Source organism: Iamia sp. SCSIO 61187 (genome assembly GCF_019443745.1).
Lineage (GTDB): Bacteria > Actinomycetota > Acidimicrobiia > Acidimicrobiales > Iamiaceae > Iamia.
The window spans coordinates 4,915,486-4,932,087 of record NZ_CP050948.1 but is presented as its reverse complement, the minus strand read 5'-3'; the positions used below and the strand labels follow the sequence as shown (position 1 = coordinate 4,932,087).

Genomic DNA, 16,602 nt, shown 5'->3' with positions numbered 1-16,602 from the left:
GAGGTAATCCGTGCGGCCCGGTCCGGGGGTGGGGGCCAGGATCGGGGCGTGGTCGACGGCGAGGTGCACTGGGTGGACGGCGACCAGCCGGCGGCCGAGGACGTCGAGCGGTTCGTCGTGGAGGGCGTCATCGGCGTGCGGGAGGCCGTCTCGCGCCCGGTCGCCGAGGAGTGCGAGGCCCTGCTCCTCGCCGACGTGGGCATCGACCCCGACGATCCGACCACCTGGACCCAGCCGGTGGTCCGCGTCGTCGGACGAGGCGGCGGGCCCTTCACCGAGGCGGCCACCTCAGAGCGCCTGGCGGCGGCCACCGAGGCGGTCGTCGGCGCCGGGCGCTGGGTCGAGCGCAAGGGCATCGGCACGTTCCCGATCCGCGTCCCCCATCCCGACGAGCCGGGCGACGACGGCTGGCACATCGATGCCAGCCTCCCGCCCGAGGACGACCCGACCTCCACCGACTACCTGCGCTTCGGGGTCAACGCCCGCTCCGACGGGCGGGCGCTGCTCTGGCTGATGCTCTTCTCCGAGGTCGGCCCGGACGACGCCCCGACCCGCCTCCGGCTCCGCTCGCACCTCGAGATCGCCCGGCACGTGGCCCCCGGCGGCGACGCCTGCACCTCGCCGTACCCGCTCCCTCCGCTCGACCACCTCCCCGTCGCCCTCGCCACCGGCTCGCCCGGCGACGTGTTCCTGTGCCACCCCTTCCTCGTCCACGCCGCCCAGCGCCACCAGGGGACGGCGCCGCGGGTGATCGCCCAGCCCGGCGTCGCCTGGGCCGCCCGCCCGGACCCCGACCGGCCGGCTGCGGAGCGCAACGCGGTGGAGGAGGCCATCCGCCGAGCGCAGGCCCCCGTCAGCCGAGGTCGACCGTTCTGAGCCACCGATCGGCCGTCGGTGGCCGGATCCTGCCTCAGAACGGTGGAACCCTGACGAGCGGGACGGACCGGGCTGCGGCAGCATGCGGGGATGGATGCGGAGACGGTCGACGCCGTGGTCATCGGGATGGGGCCGGGAGGGGAGGACGTGGCCGGCCGGCTGGCCGAGGCGGGGCTCTCGGTGGTGGGCATCGAGGCCGAGCTGGTCGGCGGAGAGTGCCCCTACTGGGGCTGCATCCCCTCGAAGATGATGATCCGGGCCGCCCACCTGCTGGCCGAGGCCCGCCGCATCCCCGGCATGGCCGGGACGTCGACGGTGACGCCCGACTGGGCCCCGGTCGCCGAGCGGATCCGGGCCGAGGCCACCGACACCTGGGACGACACCGTCGCCGTCGACCGGTTCGTGGGCAAGGGCGGGCGGTTCGTGCGGGGCCGGGGGCGGCTGGTCGCCCCCGACCGGGTCGAGGTGGGCGACCAGGCCTTCGTGGCCCGGCGCGCCGTGGTGCTGGCCACGGGCACGGCGCCGGCGATCCCGCCCATCGAGGGGCTGGCCGACACGCCGTACTGGACCAACCGGGGCGCGGTGGCGGCGACCGAGGTGCCGGGTCGGCTCGTCGTCCTCGGCGGCGGGGCCATCGGGGCCGAGCTGGCCCAGGTGTTCGCCCGCTTCGGGTCGGCCGTGACCGTGGTCGAGGCGGCCGACCGGCTCCTCCCGCTGGACGAGCCCGAGGCGGGGGCGATCGTGGCCGGGGCCTTCGCCGCCGACGGGATCGACGTCATCACCGGCGTCGGCGCCGAACGGGTCGCCCACGCCGACGGTGCCTTCACCGTCACCCTGGCCGACGGGCGGACCGTCGAGGCCGACGAGCTGCTGGTCGCCACCGGCCGCCGGGCCGACTCGGCCGGGCTCGGGGCCGGCGCGGTCGGGGTGCCCGACGACGCCCGGTGGGTGCCGGTCGACGACCACCTGCGCGTCGCCGACGGGGTGTGGGCCGTCGGCGACCTCACCGGCAAGGGCGCCTTCACCCACGTGGCCATGTACCAGGCCGGCATCGCCGCCGCCGACATCCTGGGCGATGACCACGAGCCGGCCGACTACGCCGCCCTGCCCCGCGTGACCTTCACCGACCCGGAGGTCGGGGCGGTGGGGCGGACCGAGGCCGACGCCCGCGAGGCGGGGATCGATGTGGCCGTCGGCGTCGCCCAGGTGCCCTCGTCGGCCCGGGGCTGGATCCACAAGGCGGGCAACGAGGGGTTCATCAAGCTGGTCGCCGACCGCGAGCGCGGCGTCCTGGTGGGCGCCACCTCCGCCGGCCCCGTCGGCGGCGAGGTCCTCGGCCACCTCGCCCTCGCCGTCCACGCCCGGGTCCCGCTGGCGACCCTGCGGACGATGATCTACGCCTACCCGACGTTCCACCGCGGCATCGAGGACGCCCTCCGCGACCTGGACGCCTAGCCCGCCGACGGTCGTCCGGCAGGGGACCGGCGGTCGGCCCCGAACCCTGGGGGATGGCTCCCCCGACGTCTGCCTCGCGCGCCCCGTGGCGCTCCCTCGCCCTCGTGACCGCCCTCCTCGCCGCCAGCCTGGGCGCCCTGGTCGGCGGGACCTCTGCCTCCGGCGCCAGCGTCCCGGCCGCCGCCCGCATCTCCGACACCCTCGCCGCCACGTTGACCCGGGCCCGAGCCGGGGTGCCGCTGCCGGTGATGGTCCACGGGACCGACGTGGCCACCGCCCGGGGCGCGGCCCGGGCCAGCGGGATGACGGTCCTCACGTCGTTCGACCGCATCGGCGTCGTGGTCGCCGCCGGCACCCCGGACCAGGTGCAGGCCGTGCGCTCCCGGCCCGGCGTCACCTACGTCGAGGGCGACCAGCCCATCGCCTTCTCCCTCGCCACCTCCGGTGAGGCCACCCGCGGCGACGACGCCCTCGCCGCCGGTGTCCCCGGCGCCCCCGGGACCCCGCTCGACGGCCGGGGCGTGAGCGTCGCCGTCATCGACTCCGGCGTCGACGGCACCCACCCGTTCTTCCGGGACCCCGACGGCGACAGCGCGGTGGTCCGCAACCTCAAGGGCCTGTGCGCCTTCGGCACCCTCGTCCCCATCCCCGCCAGCGCCTGCTTCGCCGACCTGACCGCCGTCAACGACACCGACACCCTCTCGGTCGGCGGCCACGGCACCCACGTGGCCGGCATCGTCGCCGGCCGCTCGGTGACGACCACCGGCGCCGGTGCCCACCAGCTCGACGGCGCCGCCCGGGGGGCGTCGATCGTGTCACTGTCGGTCGGGGCCGGGCTCAGCATCCTGGGCGCCGACGCCGCCCTCAACTGGGTGCTGGAGAACCACGAGGCGCCCTGCGGCGCCGGGGTCAGCGCCGCCGCGTGCCCGCCGATCAAGGTCACCAACAACTCCTACGGCCCCGCCGGCGGGGGCGACTTCGACCCCGAGAGCGCCACGGTCAAGCTCCAGCGGGCCCTGGCCGCCGAGGGCGTCGTCACCGTCTGGGCCGCCGGCAACGACGGGGGCGACGGGTCGACGTCGCTGACCAACCCGCCGGGCCAGGACCCGACGCCGGGGATCATCTCGGTCGCCTCCTACGACGACGGCGGCACCGGCACCCGCGACGGCGTGGTGTCCGACTTCTCCTCCCGCGGCGACGCCGCCGACCAGAGCACCTGGCCGGACCTGTCGGCGCCGGGCACCGACATCGAGTCGGCGTGCCGGCCCTACCTCGTCATCTGCTCCACCGGGCTCGCGCCGGTGAACGGGCCCGGGCTGCTCGACCTGGCCACGTTCAACACCATCTCGGGGACGTCGATGGCCGCGCCCCACATCGCCGGCATCGTCGCCCAGCTGTTCCAGGCCGACCCGACGGCGACCCCCGCCGAGGTCGAGGCCGCCCTCAACGGCAGCGCCCACAAGCTCACCGACGGCGCCGCCTACACCGGTTCCGACGCCGCCGGCTCCACGTCCTACGACAAGGGCCACGGCCTCGTCGACGTCGTCGCCGCCGTGGCCGCCCTCACGGCCTGACCCTCCTCGCCGGTCGCGCGCAGCCCGCTCCGTGCCTGGGGCGGGCTGCGTCGCGCCCGGGGCCGGCCGGGGTGGGGGCCGCCGACCGGGGCCCGGTAGGTTCGGCCGCCATGGCCGACGACGGGCGGGTCCCCGACGACACCGTCTCGGTCGTGCCCCACGATCCCGGCTGGGCCGGACGGTTCGCCCAGGCGGCGACGACGCTGCGCCGGGTGCTGCCCGAGGCGCTGCTCATCGAGCACGTCGGATCGACGGCCGTCCCGGGCCTCGCCGCCCGCGACAGCGTCGACGTCATGGTGGTCATCGACGACCTCGGTCTGGTGCGCGAGCGGGCCCCTGCCCTTGCCGTCGCCGGCTTCGACCTCCGTCTGGGCTCGTCGTTCACGAGCGACGACCACCTCTTCCTGCGGCGCGTGGTCGACCACCACCGCACCCACCACGTCCACGCCCTGCTGCCCTCGTCGCCGGCGGTGACGGACTACCTGCTCCTCCGGGACTACCTGCGCGCCGACGCCGACGCCGCCGCCCGGTACGGGGAGGCCAAGATCCGGCTGGCGGCCGAGCACCGCCCTGCCGACGACGGCAGAGCGGCTCCGGGGCCGGGCGCTGACCGCAACGGCTACGTCAGGGCCAAGCCGATGCTCGTGGCCGCGGTGATGGCCGACGCCCGGGCCTGGGCGGCGGCGACCCGAGGGGCTTGACCTGGAGCGCGCTCCATGGGGTTGGGTGGGCTCCATGACCGCTTCACCCCGCACCACCGACCTCGGCACCCGCACCCTGGGTCGCACCGCGCCCCTCACCGTCTCCACCATGGGCCTCGGCTGCATGGGGATGTCGGAGTTCTACGGGACGGGCGACGAGCAGGAGGGCATCGCCACCATCCACCGAGCGCTCGACCTCGGCGTCACGTTCCTCGACACCGCCGACATGTACGGCCCGTTCACCAACGAGCGCCTCGTCGGGAAGGCCATCGCCGGCCGCCGCGACGAGGTCCAGCTGGCCACCAAGTTCGGCAACGAGCGGGCCGAGGACGGCACCCGCCTCGGCATCAACGGCCGACCGGAGTACGTGCGGGCCGCCTGCGACGCCTCCCTCGAGCGCCTCGGCGTCGACCACATCGACCTCTACTACCAGCACCGCGTCGACCAGACGGTGCCGATCGAGGACACCGTGGGCGCCATGGCCGAGCTGGTCGCGGCGGGGAAGGTCCGCCACCTCGGGCTGTCGGAGGCGTCGGCGACGACCATCCGCCGGGCCCACGCCGTCCACCCCATCACCGCCCTGCAGTCCGAGTACAGCCTGTTCAGCCGCGACCTGGACGACGAGATCCTGCCGACCATCCGCGAGCTCGGCATCGGGCTGGTGCCGTACTCGCCGCTCGGCCGGGGGCTGCTCACGGGCGCCATCACCGACGCGACCTCGCTGGAGGAGGGCGACTCGCGCACCACGGGGTACTTCCCCCGCTTCCAGGGCGAGGCCCTCGACGCCAACCTGGCCCTGGTGGCCCGGGTGCGCCAGCGGGCCGAGGCCCGGGGCGTCACCGCCGGGCAGATGGCCCTGGCCTGGGTGCTGGCCCAGGGCGACGACGTCGTCCCCATCCCCGGGACCAAGCGGGTCCGCTACCTCGAGGAGAACGTGGCTGCCGCCTCGGTCGCCCTCACCGCGGACGAGGTCGCCGCCCTCGAGGAGGCCATCCCGCGCCATGCCGTCGCGGGTCCCCGGTACGTCGACATGTCGAGCATCGACAGGTCGTAGGGCCTTGACCTCGAGCCAGGTCGAGCTCGTACCGTGACCGGCGTGTCCGTGCAGCTCAACCACACGATCGTCTACGCCACCGACGCCCACGCGTCCGCCTCCTACCTCGCCGAGATGCTCGACCGGCCGGCGCCGGTCCGGGCCGGACCGTTCTGGCAGGTCGACCTCGACAACGGGGTCTCGCTCGACTACGCCTCGGCCGCCGAGGAGGAGGTCGAGACCCTGCCGTCGCTGCACCTCGCCTTCCTCGTCAGCGAAGAGCAGTTCGACGCGACCTACGGCCGCATCACCGGTCGCGGCGTCACCCACTGGGCCGATCCGATGCAGCGAGGGGTCAACGAGATCAACACCCACGACGGGGGCCGGGGCGTCTACTGGCAGGACCCCGATGGTCACTTCCTCGAGATCATCACCGTCCCCTACGGCGGCTGGCCCCCCTCGCCGTAGGAGCCCCGGGGCCGACGGCGCCTTCTGCAACAAACCCGTTGCACAAGGGTTGCGTTGCGGATAGGGTCACCACCGTGATCACGTCGACCGATGTCGATGACGACCTGGACGCCGCCTTCGCAGCCCTGGGCGACGGCACCCGCCGGGCGATCATCAGCCGCCTGGCCCGGGGCGAGGCGACCGTCGGTGAGCTCGCCGCACCGTTCGACCTCACGCACCAGGCCGTGTCCCGCCACGTCGGGATCCTCCGCCGCTGCGGCCTGATCCACCAACGGGTGGACGGCCAGCGGCGACCGTGCCGGCTCAACGTCGAGCGCATGCGGGAGCTGACCGGCTGGATCACCGAGCAGCAGGTCGAGTGGGAGTCGCGCCTCGATCGCCTCGAGGAGCACGTGGCCTCGCTCGACGCCACGGAGGCGCCGTGACGGCGAGGACCCGCGGGCACGGCGACGAGCTCATCGCCACGCGGCCCGTGGCCGCCGATCCCGACGTGGTCTGGGAGGCGTTCACCACGCCGGAGCACCTCGCCGCGTTCTGGGGCGGTCACCACGCGACGGTGCCCCAGGGTTCGGTGTCGGTCGACCTGCGCGTCGGTGGCGCCTTCGAGCTCGAGACCCGCGGCGCCGACGGCAGTCGCACCCGGCTGCGCTTCCGCTACGAGGTCGTCGAACCACCCACCCGGCTCGTCCTCACCGAGCCCGCCTCGGGCATCAGGACCGACATCCGGTTCGAGGCCACGGCGACCGGGACGACCGTCGTGGTCCACCAACGCCGCCTGCCGCCCGAGCTGCAGACCGAGCAGGCCGCCGACGGCCTGGCCGGCATCCTCGACCGGCTCGCCGCCGTGCTGCCCACCATCGACCACCCTGCGAAGGAGACCTGACCCATGACCGCCCAGACACAGCTCGTCGACCGCTACATGGAGGGCTTCCGGCGCAGCGACCACGAAGCGATCCTCGAAACCCTCGCCGACGACGTCGTGTGGATCATCCACGGGCACCGCACGACGAAGGGCAAGGCCGAGTTCGACGACGAGATCGAGAACCCCGCCTTCGAGGGCAGCCCCGAGCTGACCGTGGACCGGACCATCGAGTCCGACGGCGCGGTCGTCACCACGGGCGTCGGCGTCGGGCACCACCGGGAGGCCGGCCGCTTCCGGTTCGCCTACAACGACATCTTCACGTTCCGCGACGGGCTCATCGCCCAGGTCGACTCCTACATCGTCCCCCTCGGGTGAGCCTCGGCGTCACCGGGCCGCGGCTCGCCACACCCAGTCGTCGACCCGGTCGAGGCCCTCGATCTCGATGCGTCCCGTCGACCACAGGAGGACGTCCGCCGGGTCGTCGAGTGCCGCGGAGCCGGCGTGGAGACGCTCCACGACGACCGCGGCGAGAGCGGGCGGCGGACGCCAGTCGTGACCCAGGCCCTGCGTGATGTCGTAGGTGTGGACGAGCAGCTCGCCGACGCCCATGGCTGCGAACCCCGACCGGTCCGTCGGCCCCCAGTGCCAGGCCCGGGCGTCGGTCGGCGCGGCGTCGACCACGGCCGCGAGGACGTGGCCGCCGCCGTGGATGATCCGCAGCAGCTCGTCCGGGGGCGCCTCGTCCGCCACGGTCACCGCGAACCGGAGGTACGCGTCGTCGGTGCGCCCCGCGAGCTGGGCGGCGTACCGGAGCAGGTCTGAGGCGATGTGGGCGGCGGTCTGACGGCAGGTCCACTCGAGCCCACCTGCACGGGCGTCCCACCCGTGGTCGGCGAGCGGGCCCAGCGCGTCGACGACGGCCGCCGTCGCCTCGAAGACCCGGTCCCCCCACGGCGTGCCCATGACGCCATGTTCGCGCCGGTCCCTCGTCGGTTCTGTCGCGCCACCCGCTCACCGGTGAGCGCTCAGCGCGACAGAACGGGGACGGGGCCGGACCACACCGGTTCTGTCGCGCCAGCCGGTCATCGATGAGCGCTCAGCGCGACAGAACGGGGCCGACTGCCGACTGCCGGCCCGCTGGGGAGCAGCGACCCTCAGACGGGGGCCTCGAGGGGGAGGCGCGGGGCCCGGGCCGGGGGGAGGGAGGAGCGGAGGTCGGCGACGAGGTCGTCGCGCACCGAGGCCATGGCCGGGTCGTCCCAGCGGTTGACCCGCTGGAGGGGGTCGTCGGCCAGGTCGTAGAGCTCGCCCTCGGTCCCGTCGTGGACGGTGCCGGGGGCGTAGGTCGTGCAGACGAGCCCGTCGCGTGTGATCGTCTGCAGGTGCACGGCGACGCCGAGCAGCTCGCTGTCCCAGGTGGTCAGGGCCCGTTCGTGGCCCCGGGCGTCGGCGTCGGCGTCGTCGACGGGGAGGGCCCGTCCCTCCATCCACGGCTCGGCGTCGAGCCCGGCGATCTCGCAGAAGGTCGGGGCCAGGTCGACCAGCCCGACGGGCCGGCTGACCACCGCCGGCGTGACCGCAGCCGACGGCGCCGGGCGCCAGATCAGCGGGAGCCGCATGAGCCCGTCGACGTGGTACGGCCCCTTGAACAGGAGGCCGAAGTCGCCCTGCAGCTCGCCGTGGTCGGTGGTGATGACGACGTCGACGTCGTCGGTCCAGCCCCGCGCGTCGATGGCGGCGAGGACGCGCCCGACGGCCTCGTCGATGAGCTCGACCTCGACGGCGTTCATGGCGTTCACCTCGCGCACCTGGTCGGCGGTGAGGGTGGCCGGGACCCAGTGGGTCGGGGCCTCGTAGTTCGAGACGAGGGCGCCGTCGTACCAGAGTCGCCAGTGTCGGGGCTTGGCGTCGAGAAGCGCCTCCCGCTCGGCCCGGTCGGTCGGGTACCCGGCGGGGAGCGGCACGTCGCGCCAGTCCACCCGGCCCTTCTCCGCCGCCGGCGGGTCCCACGGGTGGTGGGGGTCGGGGAAGCTCATCCACGCGAACCAGTCATCGTCGGCGTCGAGGCCGTCGAGCCAGGCGATCGTCCGATCGGCGACCCAGTCGGTGTGGTACCACTCCCGCGGGATGGGGTTGGCCTTCACCTGCGGAGCGCCGGTGTCGCCGCCGCCGGCCCCGTTGACCTCGAGGTCGTCGTCGAGCACGGGGTAGAAGCCGCCCACCTGGTCGGGGTGCTCGCCCTGGATCCAGCGGGCGTAGTGGAGGGCGCCCATGGGCGAGTGGCTGGCCAGCTCCATGTGGTCGAAGCCCCGGTGCGGGCCGATGGTGCCGTCGCTCCACGGACCGGCGACGGTGTGGATGCCGGCGTCGGCCAGGCCGTTCTCGGGGAACCGGCCGAAGGGGTCGAGGAAGGGCTCGAAGTGGGGCTTGCCCACGAGGGCCGTGCGGTACCCGGCCCGGTGCAGGGTGGCGGCGACGGACGGGGCGTCCTGGGGGAGGGCGACGCCGTTCATCCACACGCCGTGGGTGGCCGGGTGCTGGCCGGTGAGCATCGTCGAGCGCGAGGGCATGCAGACCACCGACTGGGGCACGGCCCGCTCGTAGCGGACGCCGGCGGCGGCCAGGGCGTCGACCACCGGGGTCGACCCGACGACGGCGCCGTTGCAGCCGAAGGTGTCGTAGCGCTGCTGGTCGGTGGTGACGAACAGGATCTTGCGGCCCATCAGGCGGACGCTCCCTCGGCGGTGGTGGGGACGGGGGCGGGGGTGGCGATGGCGTCGAGCGCCGGGCCGGCCCCGGCCTCGAGCTGGGCCCGCAGCGAGGTGAGCGCCTCCTCCATCACGCCCCCGAGGACGATGGCCATGGTGGCGGGGTCGGCGTCGCTGGCGTAGGTGACGAGGCACCGGTCGTCGTCCAGGGCGATGACGTCGATGCTGGCCAGGTGCTCGGCGAAGAGGCCGCCGACGATCCGGTACTGGAACCGGCGCTGGAGCGGATCGTTGGTCACGATCTCCTCGTCGAGGCTGACGCCGATGCCGGTGGTGATCCGCCGCACCTGCGGCGCCGTCATCACGACCTCCCGCAGCCCGGGGAACCAGTGGTGGAGGACGTCGGCGCGGGTGACGACGGCCCAGGCGGCGTCGGCGGGGGCGGCGATGACGACGTGGCGCCGGACGCTCGCCCTCACCGCCGGTCCTCGACGGGGGCGGGGGCCGGGGCCAGGAGGCGCCGCAGGGCGAGGCCCATGGCGGCCTCGGTGGCGTCCGGGCCGAGCCCCTGGTCGTGGCGCATGAGGTCGTGGGCCTCCCACGAGCAGAGCACGTCGGCGGCGGCGAGGAGGGCGGCGCGCTCGGCGTCGGGGCGGTCGGCGAGGCCGGGGCCGAGGACGACGCTGACCTGGTCCCGGAGGGCGCGGCGGATGTGGGCCAGGCCACGAGCGACGACCGGCTGCTGGACGGACCGGATGCGGGCGACGCGGCCGACCTCGCCCATCCCGGACAGCACCCGGACCCGGGCCGACACGAAGGCGGCGATGCGGTCGTCGAGCGGGGCATCGGGGTCGAGGTCGAGCACGAGCAGCGGGGCGAGGTGCTCCTGCTGGCGGGCGACCGCCTCCGAGGCCAGGTCGTCGACGTCGGCGAAGTAGCGGAAGATCGAGCGAGCCGACACGCCGGCGCGGGCGGCGATCTGGTCGGCCGACGGCATGAGGACGCCGTCTCGGTACAGGTCCAGCAGGGCGGTGACGACGGCCTCCCGGTTGCGCGCCCGCCGGGCGGTCCGGCCGTCACCGTCGGAGCTCTCGGCGGGGGCCACGACGTGACGCTACCGTTGTGTCAGTCCAACTGACAAGAGCCTGCGGCACGCACGGCGAGAAGGGGCGAACGATGGACCAGGGCACGGGTGGTCAGGTCGGGACCGGGCCGGGGGCGTGGCGCGACCCGGCCGTGGCGGCGTGGGCGGCGCAGGCCACGACCGTCGTCGTCGACGGCCACGACGTCGCCGTGTGGGACGTCCCGGCGGGCGAGGGCGAGCGCCACGAGCCGCTGCTCGTCGTGCACGGGTTCCCGACCTCGTCGTTCGACTGGGCCCACCTGGTGCCCCGCCTGGCCCGCCACCGCCGGGTCGTCCTGTTCGACATGCTGGGCTTCGGCCTCTCGGCCAAGCCCGACCGGCGCTACACCATGGCCCTCCAGGCCGACGTGGCCGAGGCCGTGGTGGCCACGCTCGGGATGGCGCGCCTGGCGCTCATGACCCACGACATGGGCGACACCGTCGGCGGCGAGCTGCTGGCCCGGTCGCAGGCCGGGCAGGGGGCGGTCGAGGTCACCCGTCGGGTCGTGACCAACGGCAGCATCTACATCGAGATGGCCCGGCTGACCGACGGCCAGCAGATGCTCCTCGCCCAGCCCGACGAGCCCCTCGCCCAGGGCGTCGGTCCGGAGCTGATGGTGGCCAGCCTGGTGGCGACGCTCGCCCCGGCCCACGGCGACGTCGACATGGCCGGCCACGGCGAGCTGGTCTGCCACCGCGGCGGCGACGCCATGCTCACCCGGACCATCCGCTACATCGAGGAGCGGCGGGCCGACGAGCGCCGCTTCACCGGCGCCATCGAGGCCCACCCGTCGCCCCTCCACGTCGTCTGGGGCCCCGAGGACCCGATCGCCGTCGCCCCCATGGCCGACCGCCTGGTCGCCGCCCGCCCCGACGCCACCCTCGCCTGGGTCGACGGCGCCGGCCACTACCCCATGGTCGAGGACCCCGAGGCGTTCCTCGCCGCCGTCACCCCCTTCCTCGAGTCCTGAGCCCATCCGGGCCCGGCCCGGCGCCGAACTGCGGGCGCGGCGCTACGTTGCGCCGCGCCCACCCGCGACCCGAGAGACCCCCCGATGACCACGCTCCACGACTTCACCGCCACGTCCATCACGGGCGAGGAGGTCGACCTGTCCGCCTACCGCGGCAAGGTCGTCCTGGTGGTCAACACCGCCTCCAAGTGCGGGTTCACCCCCCAGTACGAGGGCCTGGAGAAGCTGTACGAGGACTACGCCGACCAGGGGCTGGTCATCCTCGGGTTCCCCTGCGACCAGTTCCGGAACCAGGAGCCGGGCGACGAGGCCGAGATCCAGGAGTTCTGCAAGCTGAGCTACGGCGTGACGTTCCCGATGATGGCCAAGATCGAGGTCAACGGCGACGGCGCCCACCCGCTCTACCAGTGGCTCAAGGCCGAGAGGGGCGGGGTGCTCGGGTCCAAGGTCAAGTGGAACTTCACCAAGTTCCTCGTGGGCCGCGACGGTGCGGTCATCGAGCGCTACGGGTCGACGACCAAGCCGGAGAAGCTCACCGGCGACATCGAGCGGGCGCTCGCCGCCTGACCGCTCAGGTCGCGCGCAGCGACCGGACGGCGACGGCGACGAGGCCGAGCGTGGCCGCGAAGACCAGGAACCCCACGGGCCCGCCGATGACCTGGATGCCGTACCGGAAGCCCAGGTAGACCCAGAGCACCAGGCCGAGCACGCGGATGGCCGACCGCCAGGCGGGCAGGTCCTCGGCGTCGGTGGACGGGCTCGGGGCGGCGTCCCGAGCGAGCGCGCCGGTGTCCGCGGCGGCCGGCGCCGATCCCCCGGGCTCCTCGTCGGACGGGTCCGTCCCTGTCGGATCGGCGGGGTCCCGCAGGGCGGCCGGGAGGCGGAGGGGCCGCTCGTGGGGCCGGTCGACCTCGGTGGCCGGAGGGAGGCCGAGGGCGGGGTTGCCGGGCGGCGCCGGCGCCCCGGCGGGCTTCCGCAGGCCACGATCGCCGCCCAGCAGCGAGCCGAGCCCGGCGCCCGGGGCGGGCGTGGTCGGCTCGGCCAGCGTCGCCGCGGCGCGGGCGTGGGCGGCCACGGCGGCGGGCTCGTGCGGGGCGAGGTGCACGGCCTGGCTCGCCGCGGCCAGGGCGGCGTCGGTGTCGGTGGGGGCGAGGGCGTCGGCGAGGAGGACCTGGGCCTCCCACGACCCCGGGTCGCAGGCCACCGCCGCCTCGGCCGCGGCCCGGGCCACGGCCGGCTCGCCGCCCTGGGCGGCGCAGCGCGCCACCAGCAGGCGGACCGACAGGGCGTCGGGGCGGGCGGCCAGCAGCTCGGGCAGCAGGGCGGTGGCGGCGGTGGTGTCGCCGGCGTCGCACAGGGCCTTGGCGCGGGCGAAGGTGGTCGCCCCGTCCTCCTCGTTCCAGCTGTCAGCCACGGCGACCTCCCAAGGGCGTGGGCGCACGCCCATCCGCCACGCCCCTCCTCCGTCGGTCGCAACCGCCGGGACCTGAGGGCCCGCCGGACAGGGTGGGTCGGCCTCGGCCCGGTCCGATCTCACCGGGCCCGGCCCGGACCCGTCGGTAGCGTGCCGGCATGGCCCGGACGAGAGCGCTCTCCGGTCCTCGCCGGGCGGTGCTGATCCTCCTCCCCGAGAGCCTGGGCACCCGGTTCCGCTGGCTGTGGGGCCAGTCGCTGGTGGACAACCTGGCCGACGGGGTCCTGCTGTCGGCGGCCCCGCTGCTCATCGCCTCGCTGACCGACGACGCCTTCCCGGTCGCCCTGGCCGTGTTCCTCCAGCGGCTGCCGTGGCTGCTGTTCAGCATCTTCGCCGGGGCGGTCGTCGACCGGGTCGACCGGCGCCGGCTGTCGATCGTCGTCGGCCTCGTGCGCGCCGGCATCGTGGGGGTCCTCGCCGTCACCGTCGCCACCGACACGGTGAGCGTGGGGATCGTCTACGGCGCCACCTTCCTGCTGGGGACGGCGGAGACCTTCGCCGACAACGCGGCCAGCACCCTGGTGGCCGACACCGTGCCCAAGGCTGCGCTGGGGCTGGCCAACGCCCGGATCGTCGGGTCGCTCCTGGTGACCAACCCAGCTGGTCGGACCGCCCGTCGGCGCCTTCCTCTTCGGCATCGGGCTCGTCCACCCGTTCGTCGCCTACGTCGTGTGCATGGCCGCCGGGGTCGTCCTCGTCAGCCGGGTCGACCTCCCGCCCGCGGCTCACCTGGGTGGCGCGCGGCGGGCCGTGCGCCACGAGATCGCCGAGGGCATGCGGTGGCTGTGGGCCCACGCCCCGGTGCGCACCCTCGCCCTGACCATCACCGCCTTCAACATCACCTTCGGTGCGACCATGGCCGTGTACGTCCTCTACGCCCGGGACCGGCTGGGCGTCGGCGAGGTCGGCTTCGGCCTCTTCCTCTCGGCGGTGGCGGTGGGCGGCCTCGTCGGCTCCACGATCTACGCCCGCCTCGAGCGCCGCTTCGACCTGGGCACGCTGATGCGAGCCGGGCTGATCATCGAGACCCTCACCCACCTCGCCCTGGCCCTCACCCGATCGCCGGTGCTGGCGTGCGCGGTGATGTTCGTCTTCGGCGTGCACGCCGCGGTCTGGGGCACCACGTCGACGACCGTCCGCCAGCGCGCCGTCCCCAGCCGCCTCCTCGGTCGGGTCGGCAGCGTCTACATGCTCGGGTCGGCCGGGGCCATCGCCATCGGGTCGCTCGTCGGGGGCGGGCTGGCCGACGTCGGCGGGGTCACGGCGCCGTTCTGGTTCGCCTTCGTCGGCTCCGCCGTCGTGACCGCGGTGATGTGGCGGATGTTCCCGCTGATCGCCCACGCCGCCGTGGTCGGCCCCGAGGAGGTCCCCCTCCCGCACCCGTGACACCCCGACGAACCTTGTCCGGAAGTCCCCCTCTGGGGCCGGGTTCCGGACAAAGGATGCGGTGGACCGTCACATCTCGGACAACTATCATCCGAGATATGAGGATGAGCGACGGGGTCGAGTGGGCGGTGCACTGCTGCACCGTGCTCGCCGCCCTGGGCGAGGGCCAGGCCCTGCCGGCGGCCAAGCTGGCCGAGTACCACGAGGTGCCGCCGGCCTACCTGGCCAAGCACCTGCAGGCCCTCGCCGCCGCCGGTGTCGTGGCGTCGGTCTCCGGCCCCCGGGGCGGCTACCGGCTCGCCCGCCCGGCCGCCGACATCACCCTGCTCGACATCGTCCTGGCCGTCGACGGCGACGGCGCCGCCTTCCGGTGCTCGGAGATCCGTCAGCGGGGCCCGGCCGTCAGCGCCGACCCGGCGGCCTACCGGAGGGCGTGCGGCATCGCCCGGGCCATGTGGCGGGCCGAGGACGCCTGGCGCGCGTCGCTGCGCGCCACCACCGTCGCCGACCTCTTCACCGAGGTCGTCGAGACCGTGCCCCGCGACGTGCTCGTCAAGGGGGCGGAGTGGATCAACGAGGTCCAGATCAGGAGGAGGTCCCCATCATGAAGGTGTTCCTGGCCGGAGGGACGGGCGTCGTCGGCACCCGTGCCCTGCCGGCGCTGGTGGCCGCCGGCCACGACGTCACCGCCGTCGCCCGATCCGACGAGAAGGCCGCGCTGGTGGAGCGGCTCGGCGGCACGCCCGTCACCGTCGACCTGTTCGACCCCGCCGCGGTGGCGGGTGCGCTGACCGGCCACGAGGTCGTCGTCAACCTGGCGACGTCCGTCCCGCCGTTGGCCCGCTCGGCGCGCAAGAAGGCCTGGGCCATGCACGGACGCCTGCGCTCGGAGGCGTCCCGCAACCTGGTCGATGCCGCCCTCGCCGCCGGGGCGTCCCGCTACGTCCAGGAGTCCATCTGCTTCCCGTACCTCGACGCCGGCGATCGCTGGATCGACGAGGACAACCCCGTCGATCACGACTTCTGGGGCTACGCGCCGGCAGGGGCCGCCGAGCGGCAGACGGCGCGGTTCACCGCCTCGGCCGACGGTGGCGTCGGCGTCGCCCTGCGGTTCGCGCAGTTCTACGCCCCCGGCGACAGCCACACCGGCCCGATGAACGCCGCCCTCCGCCGCCGGCTCAACCCGTTCTGGGGTGACCCCGACGCCTTCGTCTCGGTGATCCACGGCGACGACGCCGCCACCGCGGTGGCCGCCGCGATGACGGCCCCGGCCGGCGTCTACAACGTCGTCGACGACGAGCCCCTCACCCGCCGCGAGGCGGGACGGGCCGCCGCCGCGGCCCTCGGCGTGAAGCCACCGCTGACGGCCCCGGCGTGGCTCTGGAAGGCGAGCCCGCCGTCGGCCAAGGCGATCATGCGCTCGCAGCGCGTCAGCCACGCCCGCTTCACCGAGGCGACCGGGTGGACGCCGGCGCACCCGTCGATCCGGACCTCGTGGCCGACGGGGGAGGTGGCGGCATGACCCTGCTGCGCCGCGTCGCCCTGGTCGTGATCCTCGCCGGCTCCCTGGTGGTCGGGCTGTGGGCCCAGGTCTTCCCCCGGTCGTTCTACGACGACTTCCCCGGCGCCGGGCGGGTCTGGGTCGCCGTCGACGGCCCCTTCAACGAGCACCTGGTCCGCGACGTGGGCGGGCTCAACCTCGGTCTCGCCTTCGTCGCCGGGTTCGCCCTGGTGACCGGGTCGGTCCTCGTGGCCCGGGCCGCCGGCGGGGCGGCGCTGCTCTTCGGCGGTCCCCACCTCCTCTACCACTCCCTGCACCTCGACCCCTTCGACACCACCGACGTGGTGGGCCTCCTCGTCGCCCTCACCGCCGCCGCCCTCGCCGGCCTCCTGGCCCTGGCCGCCCCGGCTCCGGTCGTCGAGCCGGCTCACCCCGAGGGACGAACCGGGGTTGGTCCGTCGGTAGCGTGA

19 protein-coding genes and 1 pseudogene are annotated in these 16,602 nt (G+C 74.8%); 15 read left to right on the top strand and 5 right to left on the bottom strand.

Going from position 1 to position 16,602, the window contains the following annotated elements; all coding sequences use genetic code 11:
• Window positions 1-48: 48 nt before the first annotated feature.
• From HC251_RS23815 to HC251_RS23775, 9 genes are all read left to right on the top strand, one after another.
• Window positions 49-876, top strand: a complete 828-nt coding sequence (locus HC251_RS23815; protein WP_219943106.1) for a hypothetical protein — start codon at window positions 49-51, stop codon at window positions 874-876.
• A gap of 90 nt (window positions 877-966) precedes the next feature.
• Window positions 967-2,331 carry an NAD(P)/FAD-dependent oxidoreductase gene (locus HC251_RS23810; RefSeq protein ID WP_219943105.1) on the top strand — a complete coding sequence of 455 codons (1,365 nt, stop codon included), beginning with the start codon at window positions 967-969 and terminating at the stop codon, window positions 2,329-2,331.
• Window positions 2,332-2,384: 53 nt separating this feature from the next.
• Entirely contained in the window at window positions 2,385-3,905 is a 1,521-nt protein-coding gene (locus HC251_RS23805) for a S8 family serine peptidase (protein ID WP_370651265.1), read from the top strand.
• 110 nt (window positions 3,906-4,015) lie between these two features.
• Entirely contained in the window at window positions 4,016-4,606 is a 591-nt protein-coding gene (locus HC251_RS23800) for a GrpB family protein (protein ID WP_219943103.1), read from the top strand.
• 34 nt (window positions 4,607-4,640) lie between these two features.
• Window positions 4,641-5,660, top strand: a complete 1,020-nt coding sequence (locus tag HC251_RS23795) for an aldo/keto reductase (protein ID WP_219943102.1) — start codon at window positions 4,641-4,643, stop codon at window positions 5,658-5,660.
• Window positions 5,661-5,702: 42 nt separating this feature from the next.
• Entirely contained in the window at window positions 5,703-6,107 is a 405-nt protein-coding gene (locus HC251_RS23790) for a VOC family protein (protein WP_219943101.1), read from the top strand.
• 74 nt (window positions 6,108-6,181) lie between these two features.
• Complete coding sequence (locus HC251_RS23785; protein WP_219943100.1) at window positions 6,182-6,532, top strand: helix-turn-helix transcriptional regulator; 351 nt, start codon at window positions 6,182-6,184, stop codon at window positions 6,530-6,532.
• Complete coding sequence (locus tag HC251_RS23780) at window positions 6,529-6,990, top strand: SRPBCC domain-containing protein (RefSeq protein ID WP_219943099.1); 462 nt, start codon at window positions 6,529-6,531, stop codon at window positions 6,988-6,990. Before HC251_RS23785 ends, HC251_RS23780 begins: the two co-directional genes overlap by 4 nt.
• Window positions 6,991-6,993: 3 nt before the next feature.
• Entirely contained in the window at window positions 6,994-7,344 is a 351-nt protein-coding gene (locus tag HC251_RS23775; protein ID WP_219943098.1) for a nuclear transport factor 2 family protein, read from the top strand.
• 9 nt (window positions 7,345-7,353) lie between these two features.
• On the opposite strand, the gene HC251_RS23770 is transcribed toward HC251_RS23775, so the two are convergent.
• From HC251_RS23770 to HC251_RS23755, 4 genes are all read right to left on the bottom strand, one after another.
• Window positions 7,354-7,932 carry a maleylpyruvate isomerase N-terminal domain-containing protein gene (locus tag HC251_RS23770; RefSeq protein WP_219943097.1) on the bottom strand — a complete coding sequence of 193 codons (579 nt, stop codon included), beginning with the start codon at window positions 7,930-7,932 and terminating at the stop codon, window positions 7,354-7,356.
• A 191-nt stretch (window positions 7,933-8,123) separates the two neighbouring features.
• Window positions 8,124-9,692 carry a sulfatase gene (locus tag HC251_RS23765; RefSeq protein ID WP_219943096.1) on the bottom strand — a complete coding sequence of 523 codons (1,569 nt, stop codon included), beginning with the start codon at window positions 9,690-9,692 and terminating at the stop codon, window positions 8,124-8,126.
• Window positions 9,692-10,156 carry an SRPBCC family protein gene (locus HC251_RS23760; RefSeq protein WP_219943095.1) on the bottom strand — a complete coding sequence of 155 codons (465 nt, stop codon included), beginning with the start codon at window positions 10,154-10,156 and terminating at the stop codon, window positions 9,692-9,694. Before HC251_RS23760 ends, HC251_RS23765 begins: the two co-directional genes overlap by 1 nt.
• The gene (locus HC251_RS23755; RefSeq protein WP_219943094.1) at window positions 10,153-10,782 is read right to left on the bottom strand and encodes a TetR/AcrR family transcriptional regulator; all 630 of its coding nucleotides are present in this window, start codon (window positions 10,780-10,782) and stop codon (window positions 10,153-10,155) included. Before HC251_RS23755 ends, HC251_RS23760 begins: the two co-directional genes overlap by 4 nt.
• A 71-nt stretch (window positions 10,783-10,853) precedes the next feature.
• On the opposite strand from HC251_RS23755, the gene HC251_RS23750 reads away from it, so the two are divergent.
• Window positions 10,854-11,771, top strand: coding sequence for an alpha/beta fold hydrolase (locus HC251_RS23750; protein WP_219943093.1), 918 nt, complete (start codon window positions 10,854-10,856; stop codon window positions 11,769-11,771).
• Window positions 11,772-11,855: 84 nt separating this feature from the next.
• Window positions 11,856-12,338 (top strand): glutathione peroxidase, encoded by a 483-nt coding sequence (locus HC251_RS23745; RefSeq protein WP_219943092.1) that lies wholly within the window; start codon window positions 11,856-11,858, stop codon window positions 12,336-12,338.
• Between the two features lie 4 nt (window positions 12,339-12,342).
• Here HC251_RS23745 and HC251_RS23740 read toward each other — a convergent pair whose 3' ends face one another.
• Entirely contained in the window at window positions 12,343-13,185 is an 843-nt protein-coding gene (locus HC251_RS23740; RefSeq protein WP_219943091.1) for a hypothetical protein, read from the bottom strand.
• Between the two features lie 158 nt (window positions 13,186-13,343).
• Between HC251_RS23740 and HC251_RS26450 the strand changes: the two are divergent.
• The 4 genes and pseudogenes from HC251_RS26450 (at window position 13,344) to HC251_RS23715 (ending at window position 16,602) form a co-directional block, all read left to right on the top strand.
• Window positions 13,344-14,631 (top strand): annotated as a pseudogene (locus HC251_RS26450) (MFS transporter).
• A gap of 98 nt (window positions 14,632-14,729) precedes the next feature.
• Window positions 14,730-15,239 (top strand): Rrf2 family transcriptional regulator, encoded by a 510-nt coding sequence (locus tag HC251_RS23725; protein WP_255566541.1) that lies wholly within the window; start codon window positions 14,730-14,732, stop codon window positions 15,237-15,239.
• Window positions 15,236-16,153, top strand: a complete 918-nt coding sequence (locus tag HC251_RS23720) for an NAD(P)-dependent oxidoreductase (RefSeq protein ID WP_219943090.1) — start codon at window positions 15,236-15,238, stop codon at window positions 16,151-16,153. The genes HC251_RS23725 and HC251_RS23720 overlap by 4 nt, the downstream gene beginning before the upstream one ends.
• Window positions 16,150-16,602, top strand: coding sequence for a hypothetical protein (locus HC251_RS23715; protein ID WP_219943089.1), 453 nt, complete (start codon window positions 16,150-16,152; stop codon window positions 16,600-16,602). The genes HC251_RS23720 and HC251_RS23715 overlap by 4 nt, the downstream gene beginning before the upstream one ends.